The 25,059-nt window shown below is 53.8% G+C and carries 24 protein-coding genes; 12 read left to right on the forward strand and 12 right to left on the reverse strand.

All coding sequences use genetic code 11. The features are described 5' to 3' along the window. Positions 1-261 precede the first annotated feature (261 nt). Positions 262-2,379: a TonB-dependent siderophore receptor gene (locus V2S86_RS05685; RefSeq protein ID WP_330761595.1), complete on the forward strand. Its 2,118-nt coding sequence runs from the start codon at positions 262-264 to the stop codon at positions 2,377-2,379. A 46-nt stretch (positions 2,380-2,425) separates the two neighbouring features. Here the strand turns inward: V2S86_RS05685 and V2S86_RS05690 are convergent, their stop codons facing one another. Continuing rightward, complete coding sequence (locus tag V2S86_RS05690) at positions 2,426-2,602, reverse strand: GhoT/OrtT family toxin (RefSeq protein WP_330761596.1); 177 nt, start codon at positions 2,600-2,602, stop codon at positions 2,426-2,428. 277 nt (positions 2,603-2,879) lie between these two features. On the opposite strand from V2S86_RS05690, the gene V2S86_RS05695 reads away from it, so the two are divergent. Together V2S86_RS05695 and V2S86_RS05700 are read left to right on the forward strand one after the other, a co-directional pair. Continuing rightward, positions 2,880-3,038, forward strand: a complete 159-nt coding sequence (locus V2S86_RS05695) for a YqaE/Pmp3 family membrane protein (protein WP_330761597.1) — start codon at positions 2,880-2,882, stop codon at positions 3,036-3,038. 344 nt (positions 3,039-3,382) lie between these two features. Beyond that, entirely contained in the window at positions 3,383-3,934 is a 552-nt protein-coding gene (locus V2S86_RS05700) for a GNAT family N-acetyltransferase (protein ID WP_330761598.1), read from the forward strand. 79 nt (positions 3,935-4,013) lie between these two features. Here the strand turns inward: V2S86_RS05700 and V2S86_RS05705 are convergent, their stop codons facing one another. Further along, entirely contained in the window at positions 4,014-4,586 is a 573-nt protein-coding gene (locus V2S86_RS05705; RefSeq protein WP_330761599.1) for a type 1 glutamine amidotransferase family protein, read from the reverse strand. A 616-nt stretch (positions 4,587-5,202) separates the two neighbouring features. Here V2S86_RS05705 and V2S86_RS05710 point away from each other — a divergent pair. Beyond that, positions 5,203-5,634 carry a GNAT family N-acetyltransferase gene (locus V2S86_RS05710; protein WP_330761600.1) on the forward strand — a complete coding sequence of 144 codons (432 nt, stop codon included), beginning with the start codon at positions 5,203-5,205 and terminating at the stop codon, positions 5,632-5,634. Positions 5,635-5,662: 28 nt separating this feature from the next. Here the strand turns inward: V2S86_RS05710 and V2S86_RS05715 are convergent, their stop codons facing one another. Both V2S86_RS05715 and yeaG read right to left on the reverse strand, forming a co-directional pair. Further along, complete coding sequence (locus V2S86_RS05715) at positions 5,663-6,931, reverse strand: YeaH/YhbH family protein (protein WP_330761601.1); 1,269 nt, start codon at positions 6,929-6,931, stop codon at positions 5,663-5,665. A gap of 64 nt (positions 6,932-6,995) precedes the next feature. Beyond that, a complete protein-coding gene (gene yeaG / locus V2S86_RS05720) occupies positions 6,996-8,930 on the reverse strand; it encodes a protein kinase YeaG (RefSeq protein WP_330761602.1) in 1,935 nt (644 codons plus the stop codon). 428 nt (positions 8,931-9,358) lie between these two features. Here yeaG and V2S86_RS05725 point away from each other — a divergent pair, with 428 nt between their 5' ends. Continuing rightward, positions 9,359-10,123 (forward strand): MipA/OmpV family protein, encoded by a 765-nt coding sequence (locus tag V2S86_RS05725; RefSeq protein ID WP_330761603.1) that lies wholly within the window; start codon positions 9,359-9,361, stop codon positions 10,121-10,123. A gap of 165 nt (positions 10,124-10,288) precedes the next feature. On the opposite strand, the gene V2S86_RS05730 is transcribed toward V2S86_RS05725, so the two are convergent. Further along, positions 10,289-11,164 carry a D-hexose-6-phosphate mutarotase gene (locus V2S86_RS05730; RefSeq protein WP_330761604.1) on the reverse strand — a complete coding sequence of 292 codons (876 nt, stop codon included), beginning with the start codon at positions 11,162-11,164 and terminating at the stop codon, positions 10,289-10,291. A gap of 79 nt (positions 11,165-11,243) precedes the next feature. After that, the gene (gene gapA, locus V2S86_RS05735) at positions 11,244-12,239 is read right to left on the reverse strand and encodes a glyceraldehyde-3-phosphate dehydrogenase (RefSeq protein ID WP_311992366.1); all 996 of its coding nucleotides are present in this window, start codon (positions 12,237-12,239) and stop codon (positions 11,244-11,246) included. A 348-nt stretch (positions 12,240-12,587) separates the two neighbouring features. Between gapA and msrB the strand changes: the two genes are divergently transcribed. Together msrB and V2S86_RS05745 are read left to right on the forward strand one after the other, a co-directional pair. Then, the gene (msrB, locus tag V2S86_RS05740) at positions 12,588-13,001 is read left to right on the forward strand and encodes a peptide-methionine (R)-S-oxide reductase MsrB (RefSeq protein ID WP_330761605.1); all 414 of its coding nucleotides are present in this window, start codon (positions 12,588-12,590) and stop codon (positions 12,999-13,001) included. Positions 13,002-13,064: 63 nt separating this feature from the next. After that, positions 13,065-13,337 (forward strand): YeaC family protein, encoded by a 273-nt coding sequence (locus V2S86_RS05745; RefSeq protein ID WP_330761606.1) that lies wholly within the window; start codon positions 13,065-13,067, stop codon positions 13,335-13,337. A 37-nt stretch (positions 13,338-13,374) separates the two neighbouring features. Here the strand turns inward: V2S86_RS05745 and V2S86_RS05750 are convergent, their stop codons facing one another. The 4 genes from V2S86_RS05750 to sppA all read right to left on the reverse strand — a co-directional run bounded on the left by V2S86_RS05750 (position 13,375) and on the right by sppA (position 18,512). After that, complete coding sequence (locus V2S86_RS05750) at positions 13,375-14,655, reverse strand: glycoside hydrolase family 18 protein (protein ID WP_330761607.1); 1,281 nt, start codon at positions 14,653-14,655, stop codon at positions 13,375-13,377. A 233-nt stretch (positions 14,656-14,888) separates the two neighbouring features. Continuing rightward, a complete protein-coding gene (gene pncA, locus V2S86_RS05755; protein ID WP_330761608.1) occupies positions 14,889-15,521 on the reverse strand; it encodes a bifunctional nicotinamidase/pyrazinamidase in 633 nt (210 codons plus the stop codon). 24 nt (positions 15,522-15,545) lie between these two features. After that, on the reverse strand, positions 15,546-16,562 hold the full coding sequence (gene ansA, locus V2S86_RS05760) for an asparaginase (protein ID WP_330761609.1): 1,017 nt from the start codon (positions 16,560-16,562) through the stop codon (positions 15,546-15,548). A gap of 93 nt (positions 16,563-16,655) precedes the next feature. Further along, a complete protein-coding gene (sppA, locus tag V2S86_RS05765) occupies positions 16,656-18,512 on the reverse strand; it encodes a signal peptide peptidase SppA (protein ID WP_330761610.1) in 1,857 nt (618 codons plus the stop codon). Between the two features lie 160 nt (positions 18,513-18,672). Between sppA and V2S86_RS05770 the strand changes: the two genes are divergently transcribed. The 5 genes from V2S86_RS05770 to V2S86_RS05790 all read left to right on the forward strand — a co-directional run bounded on the left by V2S86_RS05770 (position 18,673) and on the right by V2S86_RS05790 (position 23,757). After that, on the forward strand, positions 18,673-19,224 hold the full coding sequence (locus V2S86_RS05770) for an NAD(P)H nitroreductase (RefSeq protein WP_330761611.1): 552 nt from the start codon (positions 18,673-18,675) through the stop codon (positions 19,222-19,224). 156 nt (positions 19,225-19,380) lie between these two features. Beyond that, positions 19,381-20,424 (forward strand): selenide, water dikinase SelD, encoded by a 1,044-nt coding sequence (selD, locus tag V2S86_RS05775; RefSeq protein WP_330761612.1) that lies wholly within the window; start codon positions 19,381-19,383, stop codon positions 20,422-20,424. Next, complete coding sequence (gene mnmH, locus V2S86_RS05780) at positions 20,424-21,542, forward strand: tRNA 2-selenouridine(34) synthase MnmH (RefSeq protein ID WP_330761613.1); 1,119 nt, start codon at positions 20,424-20,426, stop codon at positions 21,540-21,542. The genes selD and mnmH overlap by 1 nt, the downstream gene beginning before the upstream one ends. After that, positions 21,542-23,467 (forward strand): DNA topoisomerase III, encoded by a 1,926-nt coding sequence (locus V2S86_RS05785; protein WP_330761614.1) that lies wholly within the window; start codon positions 21,542-21,544, stop codon positions 23,465-23,467. The genes mnmH and V2S86_RS05785 overlap by 1 nt, the downstream gene beginning before the upstream one ends. Continuing rightward, positions 23,464-23,757, forward strand: a complete 294-nt coding sequence (locus V2S86_RS05790) for a DUF1496 domain-containing protein (protein WP_330761615.1) — start codon at positions 23,464-23,466, stop codon at positions 23,755-23,757. Before V2S86_RS05785 ends, V2S86_RS05790 begins: the two co-directional genes overlap by 4 nt. 17 nt (positions 23,758-23,774) lie before the next feature. On the opposite strand, the gene V2S86_RS05795 is transcribed toward V2S86_RS05790, so the two are convergent. Together V2S86_RS05795 and xthA are read right to left on the reverse strand one after the other, a co-directional pair. Continuing rightward, positions 23,775-24,176: a pyrimidine (deoxy)nucleoside triphosphate diphosphatase gene (locus tag V2S86_RS05795; RefSeq protein WP_330761616.1), complete on the reverse strand. Its 402-nt coding sequence runs from the start codon at positions 24,174-24,176 to the stop codon at positions 23,775-23,777. 45 nt (positions 24,177-24,221) lie between these two features. Continuing rightward, on the reverse strand, positions 24,222-25,028 hold the full coding sequence (gene xthA / locus V2S86_RS05800; protein WP_330761617.1) for an exodeoxyribonuclease III: 807 nt from the start codon (positions 25,026-25,028) through the stop codon (positions 24,222-24,224). Positions 25,029-25,059 lie beyond the last annotated feature (31 nt).

The following is a 25,059-nucleotide window of genomic DNA, read 5'->3' on the forward strand; positions in this document are numbered from 1 at the left end:
GCCAGTCTCGAGCTGGCATTTTTTATGCCTTTCATTTCAGGCATTAACCATAACCTCCCCATGGATTTTCAACTGCGATGAAACACGTCGCCGGTTCATAAAAAACACCCTCATGTTTGAAATTATTTATCGATAAAGATAATAATTATCATTAATATTCGCTTCTTGTTGTATCAAGTACACCTATAGATCCTCTACGAACGTTGTCAGACGGGGAAGCCTATTGGTGTGATTTAGGATATTTTCCAGGGGTTACAAGAGATGCCGATACCTTTTTCTGTCAAACGGTCGCGCAGGGTATGCGCGTTCGCCATGTTCCTGCCGCTGACGTCGCTCGCTGAAGATACTTTGGTGGTCACGGCCAAACCTGCCGATACGGCGGAAACCGCGACTCGGGGCTATCAGGCTACGACCAGCCAGGGAGCGACCAAAACCGACAGGCCGTTAATCTTGACGGCCCAGTCGGTCTCGGTCGTTACCCGTCAGCAGATGACCGATCAGAATGCCCAGACGGTTAACGATGCGCTGAAATATACTCCCGGTGTTTTCACCAACTTTTCCGGCGGAGCCACCCGGTATGACACCATCGCATTGCGCGGCTTTCATGGTGGTGACGTCAATAATACCTTTCTTGACGGCCTGCGGCTGTTGAGCGATGGCGGCACCTATAACGCATTGCAGGTTGATCCCTGGTTCCTGGAACGTGTCGACGTCATCAAAGGACCTTCTTCGGTGATGTACGGACAAAGTATCCCGGGTGGGCTGGTGGCGTTGACATCCAAGCGGCCTCAGTTCGCCACGGAAGGGCACGTGAACCTGATGGCGGGCAACAACGGCACGAAGGGCGGCGCTTTCGATGTGACCGGACCGCTGTCTGAGCAGTGGGCTTACCGGCTGACCGGCATGACGCGCAGCAGCGAAACCATGTATGACCATCAGCGTGAAGAGCGTTATGCCATCTCCCCCTCATTACTGTGGCAGCCGGATGAAAATACCTCGCTATTGCTTAAAGCTTACCTGCAGAAGGATCCGTCCGGCGGTTACCACAGCGCTGTGCCGGCAGATGGCAGTCTCTATTCCCGCTCGGGTGACAAACTGGGGCGCGGATTCTTTGACGGTGAGAGCAGCCGGAATGTGTTCAAGCGTTGGGAACAGATTTACAGTTATGCTTTCTCCCACAATTTTAACGACGTCTGGACTTTCCGTCAGAATGCCAGTTACACCCACTCCAATGTTGAGTTGCAGCAGGTATATCAAATTGGCTGGAATGACGATCACCGCTTGCTGAACCGTTATTACAGCGGCTCTGCCACGTCGCTGGACGCCTTTGCCGTCGATAACCAACTGGAAGCCGACTTTGCCACCGGGGAGCTGGATCATAAGGTCACGCTGGGCCTGGATTACCAGCGCTTTCGCAATAATTTGTGGGAAGAGTCTGCCGCCGCATCGCAGCTTAATCCTTATACCGGTGCGTCCGGCGGGCCGGCGTTAACCGGCCTGACGCATACCGATTCCAGACGGCACTACGAGCAAAGCGGCGTTTATCTGCAGGATGAAATCAGCTTACAGGACTGGTATCTGAATTTGTCCGGCCGCTTCGATCGCATCGAGTCTAAAAATACGACGCTCAACACCGGCACCCGCGACGCGCGCAGCGATGATAACTTCAGCGGCCGTGCCTCCTTGTTGTATCACTTTGATAATGGTCTTTCACCTTACGCCAGCTACAGCACCGCGGTAACGCCCGAGGCGTTGCCCGATCAAAACGGACACATGCTGAAACCGAGCACCAGTGAGCAGTATGAGGTGGGGTTGAAATACCAGCCGCCAGGCAGTGCCTCGATCTACAGCGTGGCATTGTACGATTTGACGCAGAAAGACGTTGCCAACCGGGTGGTGCAGCAAAGTTATTATCTGCCGGCCGGCAAAGTGCATTCGCAGGGGATTGAACTGGAAGCCCGCAGCAAGATCACCGAACGTTTCGATCTGATTGCCGGTTATAGTTACAACAAAGTGAAGTTTAAAGACGCGATCGATGGCAACAACGGCAATACGCCGTATTTGGCGCCTGACCAAATGGCTTCTCTATGGGGCAAATACGCGGCCGAGTTCGGCGTGGATCTTGGCGCGGGGGTACGCTATATCGGCAAGCAGTGGGCAGACAACGAAAATACGCTACGCATTCCTTCGGTGACGCTGGTGGATGCTTCGGTGAGAATGAATCTCGATCGCGTGAATCCGTCACTGAAAGGTGCCTACGTTCAGGTAAACGTCAATAATCTGACCGACAGGAAATACGTCGCGGCCTGTTATGGCACCGGTTATTGCTATTGGGGGGCGGAACGTTCTGTGGTGGCTACCCTGGGGTACGATTTCTGAGGAAAGGGCCCGTATCGCCCCGTCGCTTTGCCGACGGGGTGGATCGCTAGAACAAGGAGAAAAGCAACACCACCGGCAGGCTTAGCGGCCAGGTCAAACCAATAGTTAACGCGCTGATAAAACGAATTTTGACGGTATCCCGGCTGACTAAATAGGTAAAAACCATAGAAACCAAAAGGCCAATTAAATAAAAATATTGCGTTGCAACCCACAGCGGTGACATGAAACCTTATCCCAGTCGTTTTTTTCAGCCGCGAATTCTAGGGACTTAATTCCCCATAATCAATGCTTATTAGTTGTTTATTTAGTTTATTATTTATAACCATGTAAATAATGCTGTTATTAGCGTTTGGCGCGAGGAATGCCGCCCCAGTGGACGGTAATGGCGATGACGAAGAACATAACTCCCCGCATCTTGCTATTGCCCAATTATGCGGACATTTGAAAATGTTTAATAGATATAATATGTTGGTAGGCCATGGAGCAAATGAGGAGCGAGTATGAGCTTTTGGAGAATCGTATTTACCATTATTCTACCGCCGCTGGGTGTGTTGCTTGATAAGGGCATCGGCGGGGCTTTTATCCTCAACGTTATCCTGACCCTGTTGGGCTATTTCCCTGGCCTGATTCATGCTTTCTGGATCCAGACTAAACAGTAGCGGCGCCAACGTCGGACCAAGCCGTTTTGCACCGGGAATATCTTCAGCCCGGACTATCAGCCCTGGTATGCGTTCGCATGCCGGGGTTTTTTATGCCCATCAGCCGTCTAATAAATGTTGAGGCCGTAGACGAACAACCATGAAAAAAGCATCGCCAACAGACTTACGATGCAAAGGATGGAGATCATTTCCTTCACGTCAAAATTCCTTTTTGATATTAATCATATTACTTGTCATTGTTTTTACATGGGATTTTAGATCGTAATAGGTAAAAATCCTAGTTTAATATGGGTTGTATGCTGATGGGCAACCGAGCTTTGGCATTCGCATAAGAGGTATCTGTTTTGGCGATCCCCGTTTTAACCAGCCGCCGGCTGGTGTTGCGCCCGTTGGAACCGGGTGACGCCGCAGATATTCAGCATTCATTTCCATGCTGGGAAATTGTGCGTTATCTGACGAATCAAATCCCCTGGCCCTACCCAGCAGGGGCCGCGCTCGATTTTATAAACCGTGTTGCGCTGCCGGAGATGGAAAGAGGAACCGGATGGTTTTGGTCCATTCGCCGCAAGGAAGATGAACGGAACTTGATCGGTGTGATTAACCTTAGCCTGGGGGGCGGCAGCAATCGTGGTTTCTGGTTAGCGCCGGAATGGCAGCATCAGGGGGTAATGAGCGAAGCCAGCCACCGCGTCACGGAGTTCTGGTTTAATGTGCTGGGGCAGGAGGTGCTGAGAGTGACCAAAGCAAAAGGTAACCAGGCATCGCGGCGTATTTCAGAGCGCAATGGCATGCGGGTCGTCGCCACCCAAGACACAGACTATATCGGTGGTCGCATGCCATCAGAAATCTGGGAAATGACCCGGGACGAATGGAACGCCAAGGTGGAGGCCGGTTAACGGCGTTAACGCTACGTCGCTATACTGGGATCCGCCGGAGGCTAAAAAGAGTATGCGTGAAGCCAAGTATGGATTGTTGCTAAACCGGTTTGGTGTGTTCGGCTGCGTGCATGGACAAATAGGCTTTAAGATTCTCGTCGTTAAAACCAAGTACCCCCAAGATCTCAGCCATAAAACTGACGGGCGCGGTGCCTGGCGCGGTAACTACGCGTTGGTCTGCAACGGCATAGGGCACATCCTGATAGTACGCGGCACCGGCATAGTTCAGTTGCGACAGGTTTTCAGCCGAATTTGAGGTATGGCGGAGGTTATCGAGCACGCCCGACTGCGCCAATACGCGGGTTCCGTCGCAGATCCCTGCGACGACGATGTTCTTTTTGTGAGCTTCGGCGACCAGGGCCGTGATATCCGGTGCCTGCCCACTTTGCCAGGCCGTGCCGCCGCAGACGATCAGCAGGTCAATATCCGCAAGTTCGATGGCGTCGATCGATAACTGTGGGGTTACCAGCAGGCCTCCGGAGGAGATCACCGAGGCGCCTTTGGGCGAGGCAAAGCGGGTATCGAAACCGTAATAGCCGCGACAAGTGGAATTGATCAGCGCGGTTTCCCAATCGGAAAAGTTATCGGTAAGAACAGTGATGGCACGTGTCATTGGCGCGTTTTCCCTTATGATGCTGAAAATAGCCCACGGAATTGCTCACCCGCAGGATCTCAAATTTAGCGGGCGTCACTGTCAATTTCTGGCAGCAGTGGTTTTCCGGCGTTAAAAAGATCCCGCGCGACGGCGGGATTAAGGGATGATAGCGAGCTATTGGATCTTATTCTGGTTACGAGTGAGGTGGTGTGAACCTTCGGAAGGTGACAGTAACCCACGTAAACTTTATGGACAAGTGAAAGATTCATGGCGCGGCATGTATCAGAATATCCTCAAACAGGGTTTTACGCGGTAGCTTGACGGGTTGAAAGCGTTACTGTGGGACCACTTCCTTGTGGGTAAGTCGTCCTAACGTCGTTTCCGCTTGGTGTTGAAAGTACTTGTTTTTCTTTGCCGCCAATAGAGGACAAAGGAAAATACGACAACTGCCATCAAAACGACGATGATTGCGATTGGAAGTAGTTCCATAGCACCCACCTAAGATTGCAATTTGGCAATCCATTAAATAGGAATATTCCTAACCTGTGCAATGAGCAGCGCGTAAAGAAAACGTAATTAGGAATTCCCTTAGTGGTGGACTGCGCTAAAGGAAAGAAAGAAGGGGACAGGAAAAATGATTTTTCGCCTTGCAACAATGCAGGATATTAATGTGTTGATCGGTTTTGATACGCTGGCATCGCATGATCTGCACCGTCATACCGAGATCCGCGAGTGGTGCGAAGCCGGTGTCTGCCAGATTGCAGAGCTTGCTGGTGAAATAGTGGCTTATGGCGTGCTGCACTATCACTTTTACGGTTATGGATTTATCGAAATTCTTATGGTCGATGAGCGGTTTCGACGAAGAGGCGTGGGGCGAAAGTTACTCGAACACTTAAAATCGCTTTGTGAGCGCCCCAAGCTTTTTACCTCAACTAACGGTTCGAATGGACCCATGAAGAAGCTATTACTGGAAGCCGGCTTTACGGAGAGCGGTTGTATTGAAAACCTGGATGAAAACGATCCTGAGAGGGTGTTCTTTTTTCCTGTAAAAGGAACAGCCAGCTAACAGAATTAGCTGGCTGTTTTAATGAATATTATGCCGTTTGCTTATGGAAAAGCTCGCGGAATACCGGGTAAATATCGTCTGGCTCACGGATATGCTGCATGGCGAAGTTATCGAATTTCACCTGCAGGTCTTCATATTCACGCCACAGCGTTTGGTGGGCGCGGCGCGTGATTTCGATGTAGCTGTAATAACGCACCATCGGCAGCAGTTTCTTCGCCAACAGTTCGTGGCACAAGGGTGAGTCATCGGCCCAGTTATCGCCATCCGAGGCCTGTGCGGCATAGATGTTCCATTGAGCCGGGTCGTAACGCTCTTCAACCACTTCATTCATCAGTTTCAGCGCGCTGGAAACGATGGTACCGCCGGTTTCCTGCGAGTAGAAGAATTCCTGCTCATCCACTTCCTTCGCCTGGGTGTGGTGGCGGATATACACCACGTCGACGTTTTTATAGGTCCTGCTCAGGAACAGATAGAGCAGGATATAGAAACGTTTTGCCATATCCTTGGTGGCCTGATCCATGGAACCGGAAACGTCCATCAGGCAGAACATTACCGCCTGACTGGAAGGTTCCGGACGACGTTCATAGTTCTTGTAACGCAAATCAAAAGTATCGATAAAGGGGACGCTTTCGATTTTTTTGCGCAGTTCGGCAATTTCTTTGCGCAGCCGCTCTTCTTCCAGCAGCTGCACCGGCTCGGTGTTTTCCAACTGGGTGAGCTCGTCTTCCAGCTCATGCAAGGCTCGCCGTTTTCCGGCAGTCATGGCGGTACGCCGCGCCAGCGAGTTTTGCAGCGAACGCACCACGCTGATATTGGCCGGTACGCCGTTGGCGGTGTAACCGGCCCGATGAGTTTTGTACTCGGTAAGCTGCTTATACTGATTCTTTTTCAGGTTCGGCAGCGCCAAATCCTCAAACAGCAGATCAAGGTATTCGTCTTTGGATATCTGAAAAACGAATTCATCCTCGCCTTCGCCGTCCTGGCTGGCGTTCCCCTGACCGCCACCACCGCCACCGCCGCCCTGAGGGCGCTCGACACGGTCATTCTGCACAAAGTGATCGTTACCTGGATGAACGCGGTGGCGTGTGCCACCGCGGCCTTGATGAAACATCGGCTCGTTGATATCGCCATTGGGGATCGAAACCGACTCCCCGCTGTCCACGTCGGTGACCGAACGCTTGTTGATGGCTTCGGCAATCGACTGTTTGATTTGCGACTTGTAGCGGCGCAAGAAGCGCTGGCGGTTCACCATGCTCTTGTTTTTGCCGTTAAGCCGTCGGTCAATAAAATACGCCATACTTCCCCCAAACGACGTTGCCAACTTTCTACGCCATCTCCATGACGCTAATTCTCATTAGCCGTTATGAAGACTTTCTGACCCGCAGATACCATTCACACAGCAGGCGAACCTGTTTGCGGGTATAGCCTTTTTCCATCATGCGGTCGACGAAGTCGTCGTGTTTCTTCTGCTCATCCGTTGAGGTTTTAGCGTTAAACGAAATCACCGGCAGCAACTCTTCGGTGTTCGAGAACATTTTCTTCTCGATCACGGTACGCAGCTTCTCATAGCTGGTCCAGTTAGGGTTACGACCACTATTATTAGCACGGGCGCGCAGCACGAAGTTGACTATTTCGTTGCGGAAATCTTTCGGGTTGCTGATGCCGGCCGGTTTCTCGATTTTCTCCAGTTCAGCGTTCAGGGACTCGCGATCGAACAGCTGGCCGGTATCTGGATCACGGTACTCTTGATCCTGGATCCAGAAGTCTGCATAGGTCACGTAGCGGTCAAAAATGTTTTGACCGTATTCCGAATAGGATTCCAGATAGGCAGTCTGGATCTCTTTACCGATAAATTCGGCGTATTTCGGGATCAGATAGCCTTTCAGGTGTTCCAGATATTTTTCCGACAGATCCTGAGGGAATTGCTCACGCTCGATCTGCTGTTCCAGAACGTAGAACAGGTGTACCGGGTTAGCGGCGACCTCGGCGTGATCGAAGTTGAATACCCGCGACAGGATTTTGAACGCGAAACGGGTGGACAGGCCATTCATGCCCTCATCGACCCCAGCGTAGTCGCGGTATTCCTGATACGACTTGGCTTTTGGATCGGTGTCCTTCAGGCTTTCGCCGTCATAGACGCGCATCTTCGAGTAAATGCTCGAATTTTCCGGTTCTTTCAGGCGCGAGAGCACGGTAAAGCGTGCCAGCGTCTCCAGCGTGCCTGGCGCGCAAGGCGCATGGGTTAACTCGCTGTGATCCAGCAGTTTGTCGTAGATTTTCATCTCTTCCGACACCCGCAGGCAGTACGGCACCTTGACGATATAAACGCGGTCGAGGAAGGCCTCGTTGTTTTTGTTGTTGCGGAAGGTCACCCATTCGGATTCGTTGGAGTGAGCCAGAATAATCCCGCTGAACGGCAGGGCGGAGATGCCTTCGGTACCGTTATAGTTACCTTCCTGGGTGGCGGTCAGCAGAGGGTGCAGCACCTTAATCGGCGCTTTGAACATCTCTACGAACTCCATGATCCCCTGGTTGGCACGGCACAGGGCACCGGAATAGCCGTAGGCGTCCGGATCGTTCTGGGCGTGGTTCTCCAGTTTACGGATATCCACTTTCCCCACCAGCGCAGAGATGTCCTGGTTGTTCTCATCCCCGGGTTCCGTCTTGGCGATGGCGATCTGTTCCAGAATCGAAGGGCGTACTTTCACTACTTTGAATTTGGTGATGTCGCCGCCAAATTCATGCAGGCGCTTCGCGGCCCACGGCGACATGATAGTGCCGAGGTAGCGGTTCGGGATGTTGTATTCTTTTTCCAGAATATTGGCATCTTCCTGCGGATTGAACAGGCACAGCGGATGGTCGTTGACCGGGCTGCGCTCTCCGTTGGCGCTCAGCGTGTAAATCGGTACGCGTTGCATCAGCGCTTTCAGGCGTTCCGCCAGCGATGATTTCCCGCCGCCCACCGGGCCCAACAGGTAAAGGATTTGTTTCTTCTCTTCGAGCCCTTGCGCGGCGTGCCTCAGGTAAGAAACTATCTGTTCAATAGCTTCTTCCATGCCGTAGAACTCTTCGAATGCCGGATAGCGTGCGATCACCCGGTTGGAGAACAGGCGAGACATGCGTGACTCAAGCGCGGTGTCGACCATAACGGGTTCGCCGATAGCCATCAGCAGACGTTCGGCCGCATTAGCATATGCACTGCGATCTTGCCGGCAAATGGTAAGAAATTCCTGCAGTGTGAACTCTTCGTCCTTGGCAGCTTCATAGCGCTGGCGATAGTGGTCAAATATGTTCATGATGCCCGTCCTTTTCGTTATTAGCACAGGTTAAAGGGAGCTGGTGATAGTGTTTTGGCTCCCGAAAGAAGAAGTTATTACCTGAGTACAGCAACCCGTATGCCAACTTGGTGCGCTTATTATCGCGAGTTGCGCTGTATTGCCACTGGGCCCAGGATAAATTCACCTTCTGATTAAGCTTAGTTGGCATACCGGAAAATTTCCTGCGCCATAAAAAGCTTTTTTTAAGTCATATCAATGACTCAGTTGTGACAGGACTGGCCAAACGCCTTGTCTGGCGCGGGTTGCGGCAAAAAACGTCATTGTTCTGCCATGATTAATTCATATTTCCGATCTAAGTTATTCGATCTTGGTCGTTTTCTATTGTAAAGATTAGGCGTGTTACGGTGTTTTCACATAAACTAAGTCGGCTATTAACCCTGTTATTTATGGAAAAAGAACCAGTGAAGATATTTCAACTCAAAACGCTAGCAATTATCGCTTCCGCAATGGTTTGCGCACAAAGTGCTCAGGCAGGAACCTGGTCGCTCGGTGCTGCAGCGCTGGTTAGCCCTGACGCGTACCGTGGTTATGATACCCGCGTCTACCCGGTGCCAGTCATTAACTATGAAGGTGACGATTTCTACTTCCGCACGCTGACTGCCGGGTATTACCTGTGGAAAGATCAGGAAAACCAACTGAGTCTCATGGGGTATTACTCGCCGTTCGGCTACCGCCCTGGCGATAGTGACGACGACCGCATGAAGCGCCTGGATAAACGTCGCGGTACGTTGATGGCTGGCCTGGCTTATACCCATAATGCTGAATGGGGCTCGATCCGCACCACCTTTACCGGTGATATGCTGGACAACAGCAACGGTCTGGTAGGGGATGTCGCTTACCTCTACAAATTCGATTTAGACGCTTTGACTCTGGTTCCTGGTGTGGGCGTGATGTGGAACAGCAAAAACCAGAATAAATACTACTATGGCATCAGCGATCACGAATCTCGCCGCAGTGGTCTGGATAGCTACACGCCAGGCGACAGCTGGGCGCCTTACGTTGAGCTAAGCGCCAACTATCAAATCAACAAGGACTGGAATGCCTTCTTCACCGGGCGTTACATCCAACTGTCTGATGAAGTCAAAGACAGCCCAATGGTTGATAAATCTTACACCGGGTTGTTGATGACGGGTGTGAGCTACACCTTCTAACATCAAATTGCACAAACATTGTGCAATGGCTGCATTATAAAGGGGCGCTCGCGCCCCTTTTGCACATCTGCAGTGCGTTAAATGATGCTGACATCGTGCAGGTAGCGTGGGATATATCGTTTGAGTGGGATTAAGCAGGGCGAACGGTTTGTCGCCCTGAAAGCATCAGGCGCTTTTACGGCTGCGGAAGGTGACCGCCAGTCGTGCGGGTTGTTCGCCTGCGGCCACCAGTGGTTTACTGACGCGGCCGGTTTCCACGCAAACCATGGTTTTATAACCGTCATTCGTCATATCTGCCATGCTGCAGGACAGTTCCACGCCCGGGTTCCAGGCAATGACATCGCTCATATGATGGTGATGAACCTCAATGGTGCGTTGCAAGGCAGGATCTTTGATCAGGCTGAAAGCGTCCGGCTTGGTGTAGACCCGATCGGTTTGGCCAATAAACGCCAAATCCCCAGTCTGGCGAGCTTCTGCGCCACCGGCCACTTTGTCGAGATAAGGTTCGCCGAGGCCTGCAACTTTAACTTGTTCAATATCACCGATCTGGAAATAAGTGTGCAGCGCAGCGGTAGCCTGATAGTCGCCGTGGGACTCCAGCTCGATCTCGCATTCTTCGCCCAGCTTGAAACGGGCAATCAGCGTAAAGGCATGTGGCCACAGCTTGCGGGTTTGCTCATTGTCTTTCAGCGTAAAGGTCAGAATGACACCGCTGTCGTCTTCATCATGCGCAGTCAGGTTCCAGGGTTGATTGCGGGCGAAACCGTGCGAGGGTTGTGCTACCGGGCCAAACCAGGGCCAGCAAATAGGCACGCCGCCACGAATGGCGTTCCCTTTTTTGAATGGCGTGTTATTGCTCAGCCAGATCACCGGTTTATCGCCGGCAGGTTGCCAGGCCAGCAGATGCGCGCCCTGTAGCGCGACAGCAGCGCGAACTTTCGGGTGGGAAACGACTACCACCGGCAGTTCTTCGAGCTGACGTTGACTGATGTAAGGTGAAATTTGTTCGGTAACGGGCAGGGTGAAAATTTTTTCGTTCATTATGTAGCCTTTTGTTCGCCGTAGAAACAAAAAAGGCGACAAAAAATGTCGCCTTCATTATCAGCTTTACATCATTCCATTATTTGGAGATGTGAGCGATCAGATCCAGAACTTTGTGAGAGTAACCAGTTTCGTTGTCGTACCAGGAAACCAGTTTCACGAAGTTGTCGTTCAGTGCGATACCTGCTTTGGCGTCGAACACGGAAGTCAGGATTTCGCCATTGAAGTCAGTAGAAACCACTTCGTCTTCAACATAGCCCAGAACGCCTTTCATAGAACCTTCAGACGCGTCTTTGATGGCTTTCTTGATTTCTTCGTAGGTCGCCGCTTTTTCCAGACGAACGGTCAGGTCAACGACAGACACGTTTGGAGTTGGAACGCGGAACGCCATACCGGTCAGTTTGCCTTTCAGCTCTGGCAGAACGATGCCAACTGCTTTAGCTGCGCCGGTAGAAGAAGGGATGATGTTCTGGGATGCGCCGCGGCCGCCGCGCCAGTCTTTGTGAGACGGGCCATCAACGGTTTTTTGAGTCGCGGTGGTCGCGTGAACGGTAGTCATCAGACCTTCGACGATGCCGAAGTTGTCGTTGATGACTTTAGCCAGCGGAGCCAGGCAGTTGGTGGTGCAAGATGCGTTGGAAACGATATCCTGGCCAGCATATTTTTCAAAGTTTGCGCCACGTACGAACATTGGGGTCGCATCTTTTGAAGGGCCGGTCAGAACAACTTTCTTAGCGCCTGCAGTGATGTGTTTACGTGCGGTTTCGTCGGTCAGGAAGATACCGGTCGCTTCTGCAACCACGTCAACACCCACTTCGTTCCACTTCAGGTTAGCCGGGTCTTTCTCTGCGGTAACACGGATGGTTTTGCCGTTAACAACCAGATGGCCGTCTTTGACTTCTACAGTGCCTTTGAAACGGCCGTGAGTAGAGTCATATTTCAGCATGTAAGCCATGTACTCTGCGTCCAACAGGTCGTTGATTGCAACGATCTCGATGTCGGAACGTTCTTGAGCAGCACGGAAAACAATGCGACCGATACGGCCAAAACCGTTGATACCTACTTTGATAGTCATATATTCCACCAGCTATTTGTTAGTGAATAAAAGGTTGGTTGTAAAATTACAAAAACCTTACCAAGCGTCAAGCGGAATCGTGTCAATTCTTGCTGCAAATCAAATCACAGAGCTTGATCTGCGTGCTTATTGCACATTCCGTTTGCGTTCGGCCTCATCCGTTATATGGGGTCAAACCGCTAAGTATAAAGTCACGCTGCTTTATATATGTGATCGGTATCACATAATGTCGCGACGTGACCTTTATGCGCTACAGTTTAGGCCAAAAAGCACTGCAATGTTGTTAATTTTTTGTTATTATTACTCATTGTTTTCGTTGACATTATCCACATTCAGAGAATCACGCAAATGGCTAAAGAAACAACCCCTGACCATCCGGCCACGGAACTGAATGAAATCCAACGTTATGTGACCCAACAACGTGGTACCGAAGCGCCATATTCCGGTAAATTGCTCCACAACAAGCGCGAGGGTGTATACCATTGCCTGTGTTGCAATCATCCGCTGTTCTATTCCGACAGCAAATATGACTCCGGCTGCGGCTGGCCAAGCTTCTATGAGCCGGTATCCGACGATGCGATTCGTTATCTTGATGATAATTCGCATAATATGCATAGAATCGAGATTCGATGCGGCCAGTGTGACGCTCATCTGGGGCACGTATTCCCCGATGGCCCGCAGCCTACCGGTGAGCGCTTCTGCGTTAACTCGGCTTCGCTGAGTTTTACCGACGGTGAGAATGGCGAAAAAACCGCCGGCTGAGGATTATTCAGCCAGAAAAATCGATTCAGCTAATTATTCTTCCACGAGTGAGGAAATGCTCTGATGGACGTGAAAGACCTGATTGCCGCAATGACCCCGGAAATCTATCAGCGCCTGGTGCAGGCCGTAGAATTGGGCAAATGGCCGGACGGCGTTGCGCTGACGCCGGAACAGAAAGAAAACAGTCTGCAAGCGGTAATGCTGTGGCAGTCGTTGAACAATGCCGATCCGCAACATATGACTATTGGCACTGACGGCCAGATTGCGATGAAGAGCAAACAGGAACTGAAACAGCAGTTCGTTGCCGAACCGCTGGTCAAGTTGAAGCCGCAATAAATCGCACAGCAGGGCGATGCAAACATCGCCCTCTGGTTTAGCGTTTCCCGCCGTTTATCCTCAATGATTCCGCCAACTGGCGTGCCAGCCGATTGTTGTCGTCTGCGCCATACTCCCAGAACATGGCTCCGCCCAGCCCCTTGTTTTTGATGTAGTCAGCCTTGATCGCGACCGAACGCGGATTCTCATACGAAATAGCAAACAACGGTTTGCCCTCGGCGGATTGCAAGGTCAGGTAAGGGACCTGAGCGTCACTGTCCCAATGGGCGCTGAAGCGGCGCTGCGGATCGTTCAGCAGCTTGCTGACGATATCGTTGTACTTGAAGTAGCTGTCCTTGCTCAGATCCAACCCCAGTGACTTGAACACGGCGGTTTCACGCGCGGTAAAATAGGGCTGGGTAACCGGGTTTTTGGCCGCATCCGGTTTATCCCAATCGATGCCCGGCTCCGTAGCCCGTTTGGGCACCCGGCCGTAAAAACCGATGCCCAGGTTCAACTGTGCGGGTTTCAGTCCGGCAGCCAGATAGTTATCCACCACAAAATTGGCGCTGTAACGATCGGCGGCGGCGACGGTTGGCCACTGTTTGGAGTCATACAGGTTGGAATTGAAATACTGGGTGCCGTACGCCATATCGTAGGTCATCAGATTGATGTAATCGAGGTAGGGTGCAATGCCTTTCACATCGACCCATTCCTGCGGACTTTTGGCATTGGCGCCGACGGCGATAGTCAGCAATTTCCCTTGATCCAGCGCCTTATGCAGTTCCCCCAGAAGCAAGGTGAAGTTGGCGCGATCCGCAGGTTGGCTTTCGACCAGGCCCCAGGCGCCGTTGACCGGGTATTCCCAGTCGAGATCGATGCCGTCGAGTTGGTAGTGTTTAATCACCTGTTGTACCGAGCGGATAAAGATAGCCCGGCTTTCCGGTGTGGCAGCGACACCGGAAAAACCGCGCGCTCCCCAACCGCCAACGGAAAGCAGCACCTTCAACGCCGGGTTTTGTTTGCGCAACACCGGCAACAGCTTCAGATCGGCCTCAACCTTCGGCGATAAATAGATCTGATGCAAACGCGCCGGGTCTTTCAGCGCCGGATTGGTTTCCTCTTTCTCGTTGTTGTAAATCAGGCCGAAAGAGTAGTTGAGGTGGGTGATTTGGGTGACATCCAGCTTGTTGATATCGCCACCGGGGCCGGCAGTGACGTCGCCGCCACCGTTAAAATAACCGACGGACAGGTAAGAAGCCGCGTGAGCCATACCGGCTCCGGCCATACCTAACTGCACCGCTACCAGCAAAGGCAGCAGTTTACGGGGTAATGCCATGTTATCTCCTTTGGTCGACAAGGCCGACCGAAACCGCCTCAGGCGGTAACATAAAGCCGGGCTCAAAGGGGCCCCGGATGCGTATAACTCATTGATGCCAAGGCATCAGCGGTCATAACAGCAAAAGCAACGCGCAGGAACAAGATGTAATCACAGGAGAATGGTTGGAATGTGAGCGATGTCGAGATTTGCGTGCGGGGAGAAGAAGCGGGCGCGTTGGGCGCCCGATGGAATTAATGTGCGATGAATTGTGACAGGGTAACGAGCCGTGCGCCGGCCTGTTCCATCATCTGGAACGCTTTCTGGCTATCGCCTGGTTGCAAATCGACGCCACGGCAGCCGTCGGTAATCACTACGGTCTCATACCCAAGCTCCAGCGCATCCAGAACGCTGAACTTCACGCAGTAATCGGTCGCCAGCCCCATGATGGCCAAATGGGTGACGCCCTGTACCCTCAACCAGCCGTCCAGCGCGGTTTGCGCGCGGTGGCCGTTGTCAAAGAATGCGCTGTAGCTGTCGATATCCGGATTTTGGCCCTTTTGGAATACGGCGGCAATCGCCTGTTGGTGCAACTGCGGATGCAATTGCGCCCCTGGGCTTTCCTGCACACAGTGCACTGGCCACCACATCTGCGGCAATCCTTCCAGTTCACCCAGCGTGTTGACCTCGGCGCCTGAATTTACCGCAAAGCTACGGTGATTGGCAGGGTGCCAGTCCTGGCAAGCGACCACCGGTTCACCGCGTGCCATGCAGGCGGCTATCGCCTGATTGGCGGCGATAACGGTGGCATCGCCGTCCGTCACCGCCAACGCGCCGCCGGGGCAAAAATCATTTTGCAAATCGATCAACAACAGGGCTGTTTTCATCTCGGCTCCGTAATCTGGGCAGGGTTAGCCGGTAATGCTCAGCTCGCCGCGCAGGTTTTGCTGCATCTGACTGCGGATTTGTTCCGGCGTCAGCGGTTGGCTCAGCAAATAATGCAGTTTAGTCAACGCCGCTTCGACGGTCATGTCAAAGCCGCTGATGACCCCTGCATGAGCCAATGCATTACCGGTAGCATAGCCTTCCATGTTCACCCGGCCGGAGATGCACTGCGTCAGGTTCACCACCACGATGCCGCGTTCAGAGGCGTCACGTAATTCATCGACCAGCTCCGCTTTTTGCGGTGCATTGCCTACGCCATAAGAGCGTAAAATCAGCGCTTTCACCGGTTGCAGGAGGAAGTTGCGCACCACCGCACCGGAAATCCCCGGATAAATCGTCACCACGCCGATCGGTTGCGGCGTAATGTTGTGGACCTGCAATTCACCGTTACACACAGGGCTGTCGATGCCGTTCTGGCGGCGGATGTGAATCCCGGCCTCCAGCAGCGGCGGCAGATTGGGCGAAGCAAAGGCGTCAAAACCGTCTGCATGCGCTTTGGTGGTGCGATTACCGCGAAACAGCTTGTTGTTGAAGAACAGGCTGACTTCATTTACCGGATGGTTGGCGGCCAGATAGAGCGAGTTCAGCAGGTTGGTTTGGCCGTCTGAACGCAGTTCCGCCAGCGGGATTTGCGAGCCGGTCACGATCACCGGTTTGTCCAGATTTTCCAGCATGAACGACAACGCTGACGCGGTGAAGGCCATGGTGTCGGTACCGTGCAGAATGACGAAGCCGTCATAGCGATCGTAATTCTGTTTGATGTCGTCGGCGATGTGCTGCCAATCTTCCGGTGTCATGTCTGAAGAGTCGATCAGCGGCGCGTATTCATGAATGGTGAAGTCCGGCATTTCCGGCCGGTGGAACTCAGGCATCAGTGCCAGTTGGCGTTGCAGATGGCCGGAAACCGGAATGTAGCCCTGTTCCGAGCGTTGCATACCGATGGTACCGCCGGTGTAGGCGACGTAAATGGATTTTTTTTGCATAGTAATTGTTTTGACAGAAATAAGATGGGCTGAATTATAGGGGGATAACGGCAGAAAAAAAGCCCGGCGAGTGCCGGGCGCAGGAATATTTTGTTAGCGGACTTCTCCGCAGGTCAAACAGATGGCATAGCGGTTTTGCGGATCGTTCAGATTATTGAACAATCCCGGTTGCTCCTTCACCGCCATGGCGACCGATGCCAGTGGAGCCGGCAGCATCGACTGAATGGCCGCCGGCAACATGGCGTGAAGAGATACGCCAAACTGACTGAGCACCATATCGGTCAGGCTTGGGGTATCGACAAACCAGTTAAGCTGCCACTGTTTCAGTTTTGCCAACTCGGCGGCTTTCTTCACCGCATCGTCGAAATCGCCCAACTGATCGACCAGGCCATTGGCTTTAGCGTCACTGCCGAGCCACACGTGACCCTGAGCGATCTGATCGACCTGTGGTGGCGTCATTTTGCGCGACTTGGCAACCAGATCGATAAAGTTTTTATACCCGTTCTCGATATTCAACTGCATCATTTGCGAGAACTCCGGCGGTAGCGCCTTGGTCACGGCGAGATCCGCCAGCGGCGAAGTTGCGACACCGTCGGTGTGTACGCCGATGCTGTCCAGCGTTTGTTCGTAGGTATTGATCACCCCGAAGATGCCAATGGAGCCGGTGAGGGTGCTCGGGCTGGCGATAATGTAGTCCGCCGGCGTAGAAACCCAATAGCCGCCAGAAGCCGCCATGCCGCCCATCGACACCACCACAGGTTTACCTGAGGCACGGACTGCAGCCAGTTCAGAACGGATCACTTCGGAAGCGCTGACGCTACCCCCTGGGCTGTTCACGCGGAACACCACCGCTTTGATTGCCGGGTCAAGACGCGCCTGGCGCAGCTGTGCAGCTGTGGTATCCCCCCCAACGGTGCCCGGCGTTTGCGGGCCGTCCATGATGGCGCCATTGGCAAACACCACGGCGATTTTGCCGCCCTGATCCGGCGTTGGTTTTGGCTGATAATCGTAAATGCTGGTGGCGTTGAAGTCGTTGGCCTGCTTGTCCCAACCGAAGGTTTTTATCAGTTGGTTCTCGATGACGGTGCGTGACGCCAGCTCATCCACCAATTTGCTGTCCAGCGCAAACTTGGCGGTATCCCCGCCGGCGCTCTGCAAGCCGGTCAGCACGCCTGCCGCGCCCGGGAACAATTGCTGCGGCGTGATCTGACGGTTGGCCGCCACGGTCGCCAGATAGTTCTGCCACAGTCCGCCGATCCAGCGGCTGTCAGCCTCACGCGCTGCCGGTGACATATCGTCACGAATCAGCGGTTCCACGGCCGATTTGTAGGTGCCGACGCGGAAAATGTTGGTGGTCACCTTGAGTTTTTCCAACAGCGATTTGTAGTAAAGGTTGTTGGTGGCAAAACCGTGCAAATCGACCGCGCCCTGTGGCGACAGATAAATCTTGTTGGCGTAGCTGGCCAGATAATATTGCGTCTGGTTATAGCTGTCGCCGATGGCGAAGATCGGTTTGCCGCTGTCGCGGAATTCGCGCAGCGCTTTGCCGATGTACTGCAGCGAAGGCTGATCGGCACCGGCAAAGTCATTCAACTGCAATACCATGCCGGTAATGTTTTTGTCGTCTTTGGCCTTGCGGATGCTGTCAACCACATCGAACAGCGAGTTTTCCTGCAGGCGGTTGCTGGAAGCCCCCAACAGTTCTCGGCCCCACTGGCGGACTTTGTTGTTCATTGACGGTTGGTCAACGACCACGCCGCTCAGATCAACCAGCAGCGCGCCGCTCGTCGGGACGGCAGGGGTAGTGGAGCTTTGGAATGAAAGATAAATACCGACCCCAACCAGGATCAGCAACACCAAGAACAGATTAAGGATCAGTTCCCTGATAAAGTTCAGCAGACGCCATGTCCACCTGAAAACGCCGGCAATGATTTGCCACAATGTGCGCATGTGCTCTCCAACAAGAGTCGAGAATGTTCCGCTATCCTAATGAGCGGACGAAGAAAAGTCAGCTTTAAATCGAGGGTCACAGAGGCTATTGCCGAGGCTGTAACTCGACGTTGAGCTATGTTAACGTGATCTTAATGAAAATTGTTATCAGGAGTTTACAATGGATGCACTGGATCTTTTACTGAATCGCCGTTCTGCATCGCGCCTCGCGGCTCCAGCGCCAACGGGGGATATTCGTCAGAATATCATCAATGCGGGCCTTCGCGCGCCCGATCACGGCGCGCTGCAGCCGTGGCGTTTTGTGATGATCGAGGATCAGGGTCTGGAGCGTTTCAGCCAATTGTTACAAACTGCTGCGAAACAGGATCAGATGGATGATGCTGCGATAGAAAAGGCGACAAAGGCGCCGTTCCGTGCCCCGTTGATCATCACGGTGGTGGCGCATTGCAACGAAGAAACCAAGGTGCCGCGCTGGGAGCAGGTGGTTTCTGCCGGTTGCGCGGTGCAGGCGATGCAGATGGCCGCCCTGGCGCAGGGCTTCAATGGGATCTGGCGCACGGGCGCCTGGACCGAGCACCCACTGGTTCGCGAAGCCTTCGGTTGCCGCGAGCAGGACGAAATTGTCGGTTTCCTCTATCTGGGCACGCCACAGTTGAAAGCCTCTACTCAAGTTGTCGCCCCCGACAGCGCGCCGTTCGTCAGTTACTTCTGAATCCTACCACGGGGTTGGGCGAAAATGCGCCGAATCCCGCAATTCTGCGCTGTTTCTGAGCAGGCTGTACGGTTATCGGCAGCCCGCTCTTATCAATCCCGTCGGCAAGCGCTACCCTATGATATCTTGAATGCCGTTAACCGAAGGGAGTGGTATATGACATCGCCAACGATCCGTTTGACCCAGTACAGCCATGGTGCCGGCTGTGGTTGCAAAATCTCGCCGAAAGTTCTCGAAACCATTCTGCACAGCGAACGTGAAAAGTTTGTCGATCCGCGCTTACTGGTGGGTAATGAAACCCGCGACGATGCGGCGGTGTATGACATCGGCAATGGCGTTGGTATCATCAGTACCACCGACTTTTTTATGCCGATCGTCGACAACCCGTTCGATTTCGGCCGTATTGCCGCCACCAACGCCATCAGTGATGTCTATGCCATGGGCGGCAAACCCATCATGGCGATAGCCATTCTCGGTTGGCCAATCGCCACACTGCCGCCGGAAGTGGCACAGCAGGTCATTGACGGCGGGCGTTACGCCTGCCAACAGGCGGGTATCGCGCTGGCCGGCGGCCACTCGATTGATGCGCCTGAACCTATTTTTGGCCTGGCGGTAACCGGTATCGTTAATACCGAACGGGTCAAGAAAAACAGTGCCGCGCAAGCCGGCACCCAATTATTCCTTACCAAGCCGCTGGGGATTGGCGTACTGACCACCGCCGAGAAAAAAAGCAAACTGCGTCCTGAACATGAAGGCCTGGCGACTGAAGTGATGTGCCAACTGAACAAACCGGGGGCGGACTTTGCCGAGGTCGTCGGCGTGACGGCGATGACTGACGTCACCGGCTTTGGGCTGCTGGGCCACCTGAGCGAGGTTTGTCAGGGTTCCGGTCTGCAGGCGACGCTGTGGTTTGACCGGGTACCGAAACTGCCGGATGTCGAACGTTATATCGCCGAAGGCTGCGTGCCGGGCGGTACCGGGCGTAATTTTGACAGCTACGGCCATCTGATTGGCGAAATGACCGATCTGCAGCGCCAATTGCTGTGCGATCCGCAAACGTCCGGGGGCCTGCTGCTGGCGGTGCTTCCCGAAGCGGAACAGCAGGTGCTGGCGATTGCCGAACGCCACGGTATTCAGCTCACCGCCATCGGTGAACTGCATACGGCAACGCCGGGCAAGCCACTGATTGAGGTTTCGTAGTGTCACCTACGTCGCCACGGGCTGACACCCACGACTATCGTCGTATTTTTTTGCAGGATATTCCGCTGATTGACGTGCGAGCGCCGGTTGAGTTCCAACAGGGCGCCTTCGCCAATGCGCTGAATCTGCCGCTAATGAATGACAGTGAGCGGCAGGCGGTGGGGACCTGCTACAAACAGCAGGGGCAGTCTGCGGCATTAGCGCTGGGCCACAGTTTGGTAAAGGGCAGGTTGCGTGAGCAGCGCACCGCGGCCTGGTTGGCACAGTGCGCCCAATGGCCGGAAGGCTATATCTACTGTTTCCGTGGCGGGTTGCGTTCACAGTTGGTACAGCAGTGGCTGCGTGAGGCTGGGGTGACGTACCCGCGCATCAGCGGCGGCTACAAGGCGCTGCGTCATTTCCTGCTCGGCACGTTGGAACAGAGCGCAAAATTGCCCATGGTGTTGATCGGTGGCAACACCGGCAGCGGTAAAACCTTGTTGGTCAACGAGTTGGCAGAGGGTATCGATCTGGAAGGCGCAGCGCGCCATCGCGGCTCATCTTTTGGCCGAACGTTGGTGGCCCAGAGCTCGCAGATTGATTTTGAGAATCGTCTGGCTGTGTTATTGCTGAAAAAACAGCATGGTGGCTGCCGCCGTTGGATACTGGAGGATGAAGGGCGCATTATCGGCAGCAACAATCTGCCGCTACCGATCTTCAACAGCATGCAGCAAGCGCCGGTGGCCGTTATTGACGATCCCTTTGAGGTGCGTCTGGCACGGCTGCAGGATGAATATATCGTTCGCATGCGCATCGGGTTTGAACAGACCTACGGCGCGGAGCTGGGCTGGCAGAAATACGCCGAGTACCTGCATCACGGCCTGTTCGCCATTCGACGTCGCCTGGGTATGGAACGCTTCCAACTGCTGACGCAGCGGCTGGAATGGGCGTTGCAATTCCAGCATGCCAGCGGTAATAGTGAAGCGCATCAGGAGTGGCTGGTGCCGTTGTTGCAGCACTACTATGATCCGATGTATCACTATCAATTGGAAAAGAAATCCCGGCGGATTGCCTTCCGCGGGAATTATGCCGAAGTAAGAGAATTCCTGATGACGTACAGCCAGAATAACGGTGAATAATGCGACTTTTTATTGCCGAGAAACCGAGTTTGGCGCGCGCCATTGCCGACGTTCTTCCCAAACCGCATCGTCGCGGTGACGGATTTATCGCCTGCGGGAACAACGATGTGGTCACCTGGTGTGTGGGCCATTTATTGGAGCAGGCGCAGCCGGATGCCTACGACAGCCGCTATGCGCGATGGTCGTTGGCAGATCTGCCCATTATCCCCGAAAAGTGGCAATTACAGCCGCGTCCCTCGGTCAGTAAACAGCTTAATGCCATCAAAAAGCTGCTGCATGAGGCCGACGAGGTGGTGCATGCCGGTGACCCGGATCGCGAAGGGCAATTGCTGGTGGACGAGGTGTTGGACTATCTGGCGTTGACGCCGGAAAAACGTCACAGCGTGCGCCGTTGCCTGATTAACGATCTCAACCCGCAGGCGGTGGAGCGCGCCATCGATCGGTTGCGTGACAACCGCGATTTTATCCCGTTGTGCGTCTCCGCACTGGCGCGTTCTCGCGCTGACTGGTTGTATGGCATCAACATGACCCGCGCCTATACCCTTTTAGGGCGGAATGCCGGCTACGACGGCGTGTTGTCCGTTGGGCGGGTACAAACGCCGGTGCTGGGATTAGTGGTGCGGCGTGATGAAGAGATTGAAAACTTTGTGCCGAAAGACTTCTTTGAAGTCAAAGCGCACATTGTGACGCCGAAGGAAGAGCGCTTTGTCGCGCTTTGGCAGCCGAGTGACTCCTGTGAACCTTATCAGGACGAGGAAGGGCGTTTGCTGCACCGGCCGTTGGCGGAGCACGTGCTTAAACGCATTGAGGGCCAGCCGGCGCTGGTCACATCCTACAATGATAAACGGGAATCGGATACCGCACCGCTGCCGTTTTCACTGTCGACGCTGCAGATTGAGGCTTCCAAACGTTTCAACCTGAGTGCGCAGCAGGTGTTGGACGTATGCCAGCGGTTGTACGAAACCCACAAGCTGATTACCTATCCGCGTTCTGACTGCCGTTACCTGCCGGAAGAACATTTCGCCGGGCGTCATGCGGTGCTTAACGCGATTAGCGTTCATCAGCCGGATCTTTACCCGCAACCGGTGATCGACAGCGATCGCCGCAACCGTTGTTGGGACGACAAAAAAGTCGATGCTCACCACGCCATTATTCCTACCGCCCGCGCCAGCAAAGTGAGCCTCAGCCAGGACGAACTGAACGTCTACGGGCTGGTGGCACGCCAGTATCTGATGCAGTTTTGTCCGGATGCCATGTTCCGCAAATGCGTGATTGAACTGGATATCGCCGGCGGTAAATTCGTTGCGAAGGCGCGTTTCCTGGCCGAGGCAGGCTGGCGAACGCTGCTGGGCAGCAAAGAGCGCGACGAAGAAAACGAAGGCTCTCCGCTGCCGGTGGTGGCGAAAGATGATGAACTGCTGTGCGAACGTGGTGAGGTGGTGGAGCGTCAGACGCAGCCTCCGCGGCCCTTTACCGATGCCAGCCTGCTTTCTGCCATGACCGGCATAGCGCGTTTCGTACAAGATAAAGCGCTAAAGAAAATCCTGCGAGCGACCGATGGTTTAGGTACCGAGGCGACGCGTGCGGGCATCATTGAGTTACTGTTCAAGCGGGCGTTTTTGTATAAGAAGGGGCGCTATATTCATTCCAGCGAAACCGGGCGGGCGCTGATCCATTCGCTGCCGGATATTGCGGCTCGCCCTGATATGACGGCCAATTGGGAAGCTACGCTGACGCAAATCAGTGAGAAATCCTGCCGCTATCAGGACTTTATGCAACCCTTGGTCGGCACTTTGCAGGAACTGATTTATCAGGCTAAGCAAAGCCGGGCGAGTATGGCGTTTCGCGGGCTGCCGCCGTCACCTTCCGCCGGGGCGAAAAAACGCAAGAAAAGCGCCGGCAAGGCGCGGGAGAAAAGCGAATGAATCACAGATTACTGATGCTGGTCGCAGGCGGGGTGCTGTTTGCCACTGCAGCGGCGGCCAATCGTGGTGATGTGGATGTGGTGTTACCGGTGGCGCCGGAAATCTGGGGGGCGGCGAAAAACGCCGCCGCTCAGCCGGCGGCACAACCTTGCAGCCGTTGCTGCATTTATCAGGATCAAAATTATTCTGAAGGGGCGGTGCTCAAGATCGAAGGGGAAATGCTGCAATGTACTCGCGATCCCAACGTAGTTGGCACCAATCCGTTGGTTTGGATCCGTTTGAAAAAGTGACGCGGTAACGTAGCCGGTCAGTTTTTAGGTGACAAAGAGGCAATATAAGCGGCTAACAGCGGCACATCCGCCGGGGCCAGTGAATAGTCGCCGGCTTGTTCCGGTGTAAGCCAGGCAAAATCAGAATGGCAGCGATTCTGTAATTCACCGCTGAATGCCTCAATACGCCAGGCATGCAACCGGATAATGCGTTCGTTGTGCTGCCACTGGTTGCTGGCGACGTAATTCCCTACGCTCGCCATAATCCCCAACTCTTCATCCAATTCGCGTGCCAGCGCCTGCGGCTGGCTTTCGCCTTCCTCAACCTTGCCGCCGGGAAATTCCCACAAACCAGCCTGATCGCTGTTTGCATCACGTTGGGCCAGCAAAATTTTGCCATTCTTTTCAATGATGGCGGCGACGACGTCGATGATTTTCATGCGTACCACATTGTGAAACCCCGGCCGCGGCCGGGGTTGGAAGAATTACAGCGAGAATTCAGCCCAGACCGGGGCGTGGTCCGAAGGTTTTTCCATTCCGCGGATCTGATAATCGATGCCGGTTGCGGTGCAGCGCGCTGCCAGCGGCGTGCTGGCCAGCAGCAGATCGATGCGTAGACCCCGGTTCTCGTCGAAGCCGCGTGAGCGGTAATCGAACCACGAGAATTCATCGTTGCGCTCTGGGTTGGCATGGCGGTAGGTATCCACCAGACCCCAGTTCAGCAAGCGGTCCATCCATTCACGCTCTTCCGGCAGGAAGGAGCATTTGCCGGTACGCAACCAACGTTTACGGCTTTCTTCACCGATACCGATATCGTAATCACTTGGGCTGATATTTACGTCGCCCATCACCAGCACCGGCGATTCCACCGACAGTTGCTGCTCCAGGTAGTTTTGCAGATCCTGATAGAAGCGTGACTTGGCCGGGAACTTGATCGGATGGTCACGGCTTTCTCCCTGCGGAAAATAGCCATTAATTACGGTCAACGTGCCTTGAGGTGTGGCCAGATCGGCCATGATGATGCGACGCTGTGCGTCGTCGTCATCGGTAGGGAATCCGCGGCGTACGGCAATAGGTTCGTCTTTGGTCAGCAGTGCGACGCCGTAGTGGCCTTTTTGACCGTGATAGAACACGTGATAGCCATGCTGGCTGACTTCTTCCAGTGGGAACATGTCATCGTGAACTTTGGTTTCCTGCAGGCCAATCACATCGGGTTGGTGCTGTTCGATAATTGCGGACAGTTGATGCGGACGCGCGCGCAGTCCATTGATATTGAAAGAGACAAACTTCATGAGCGGTGCCGTTTTCGCGAGAAAAATGTGT

The organism is Serratia sp. C2(1) (assembly GCF_036352655.1).
Taxonomy (GTDB): domain Bacteria; phylum Pseudomonadota; class Gammaproteobacteria; order Enterobacterales; family Enterobacteriaceae; genus Serratia; species Serratia inhibens.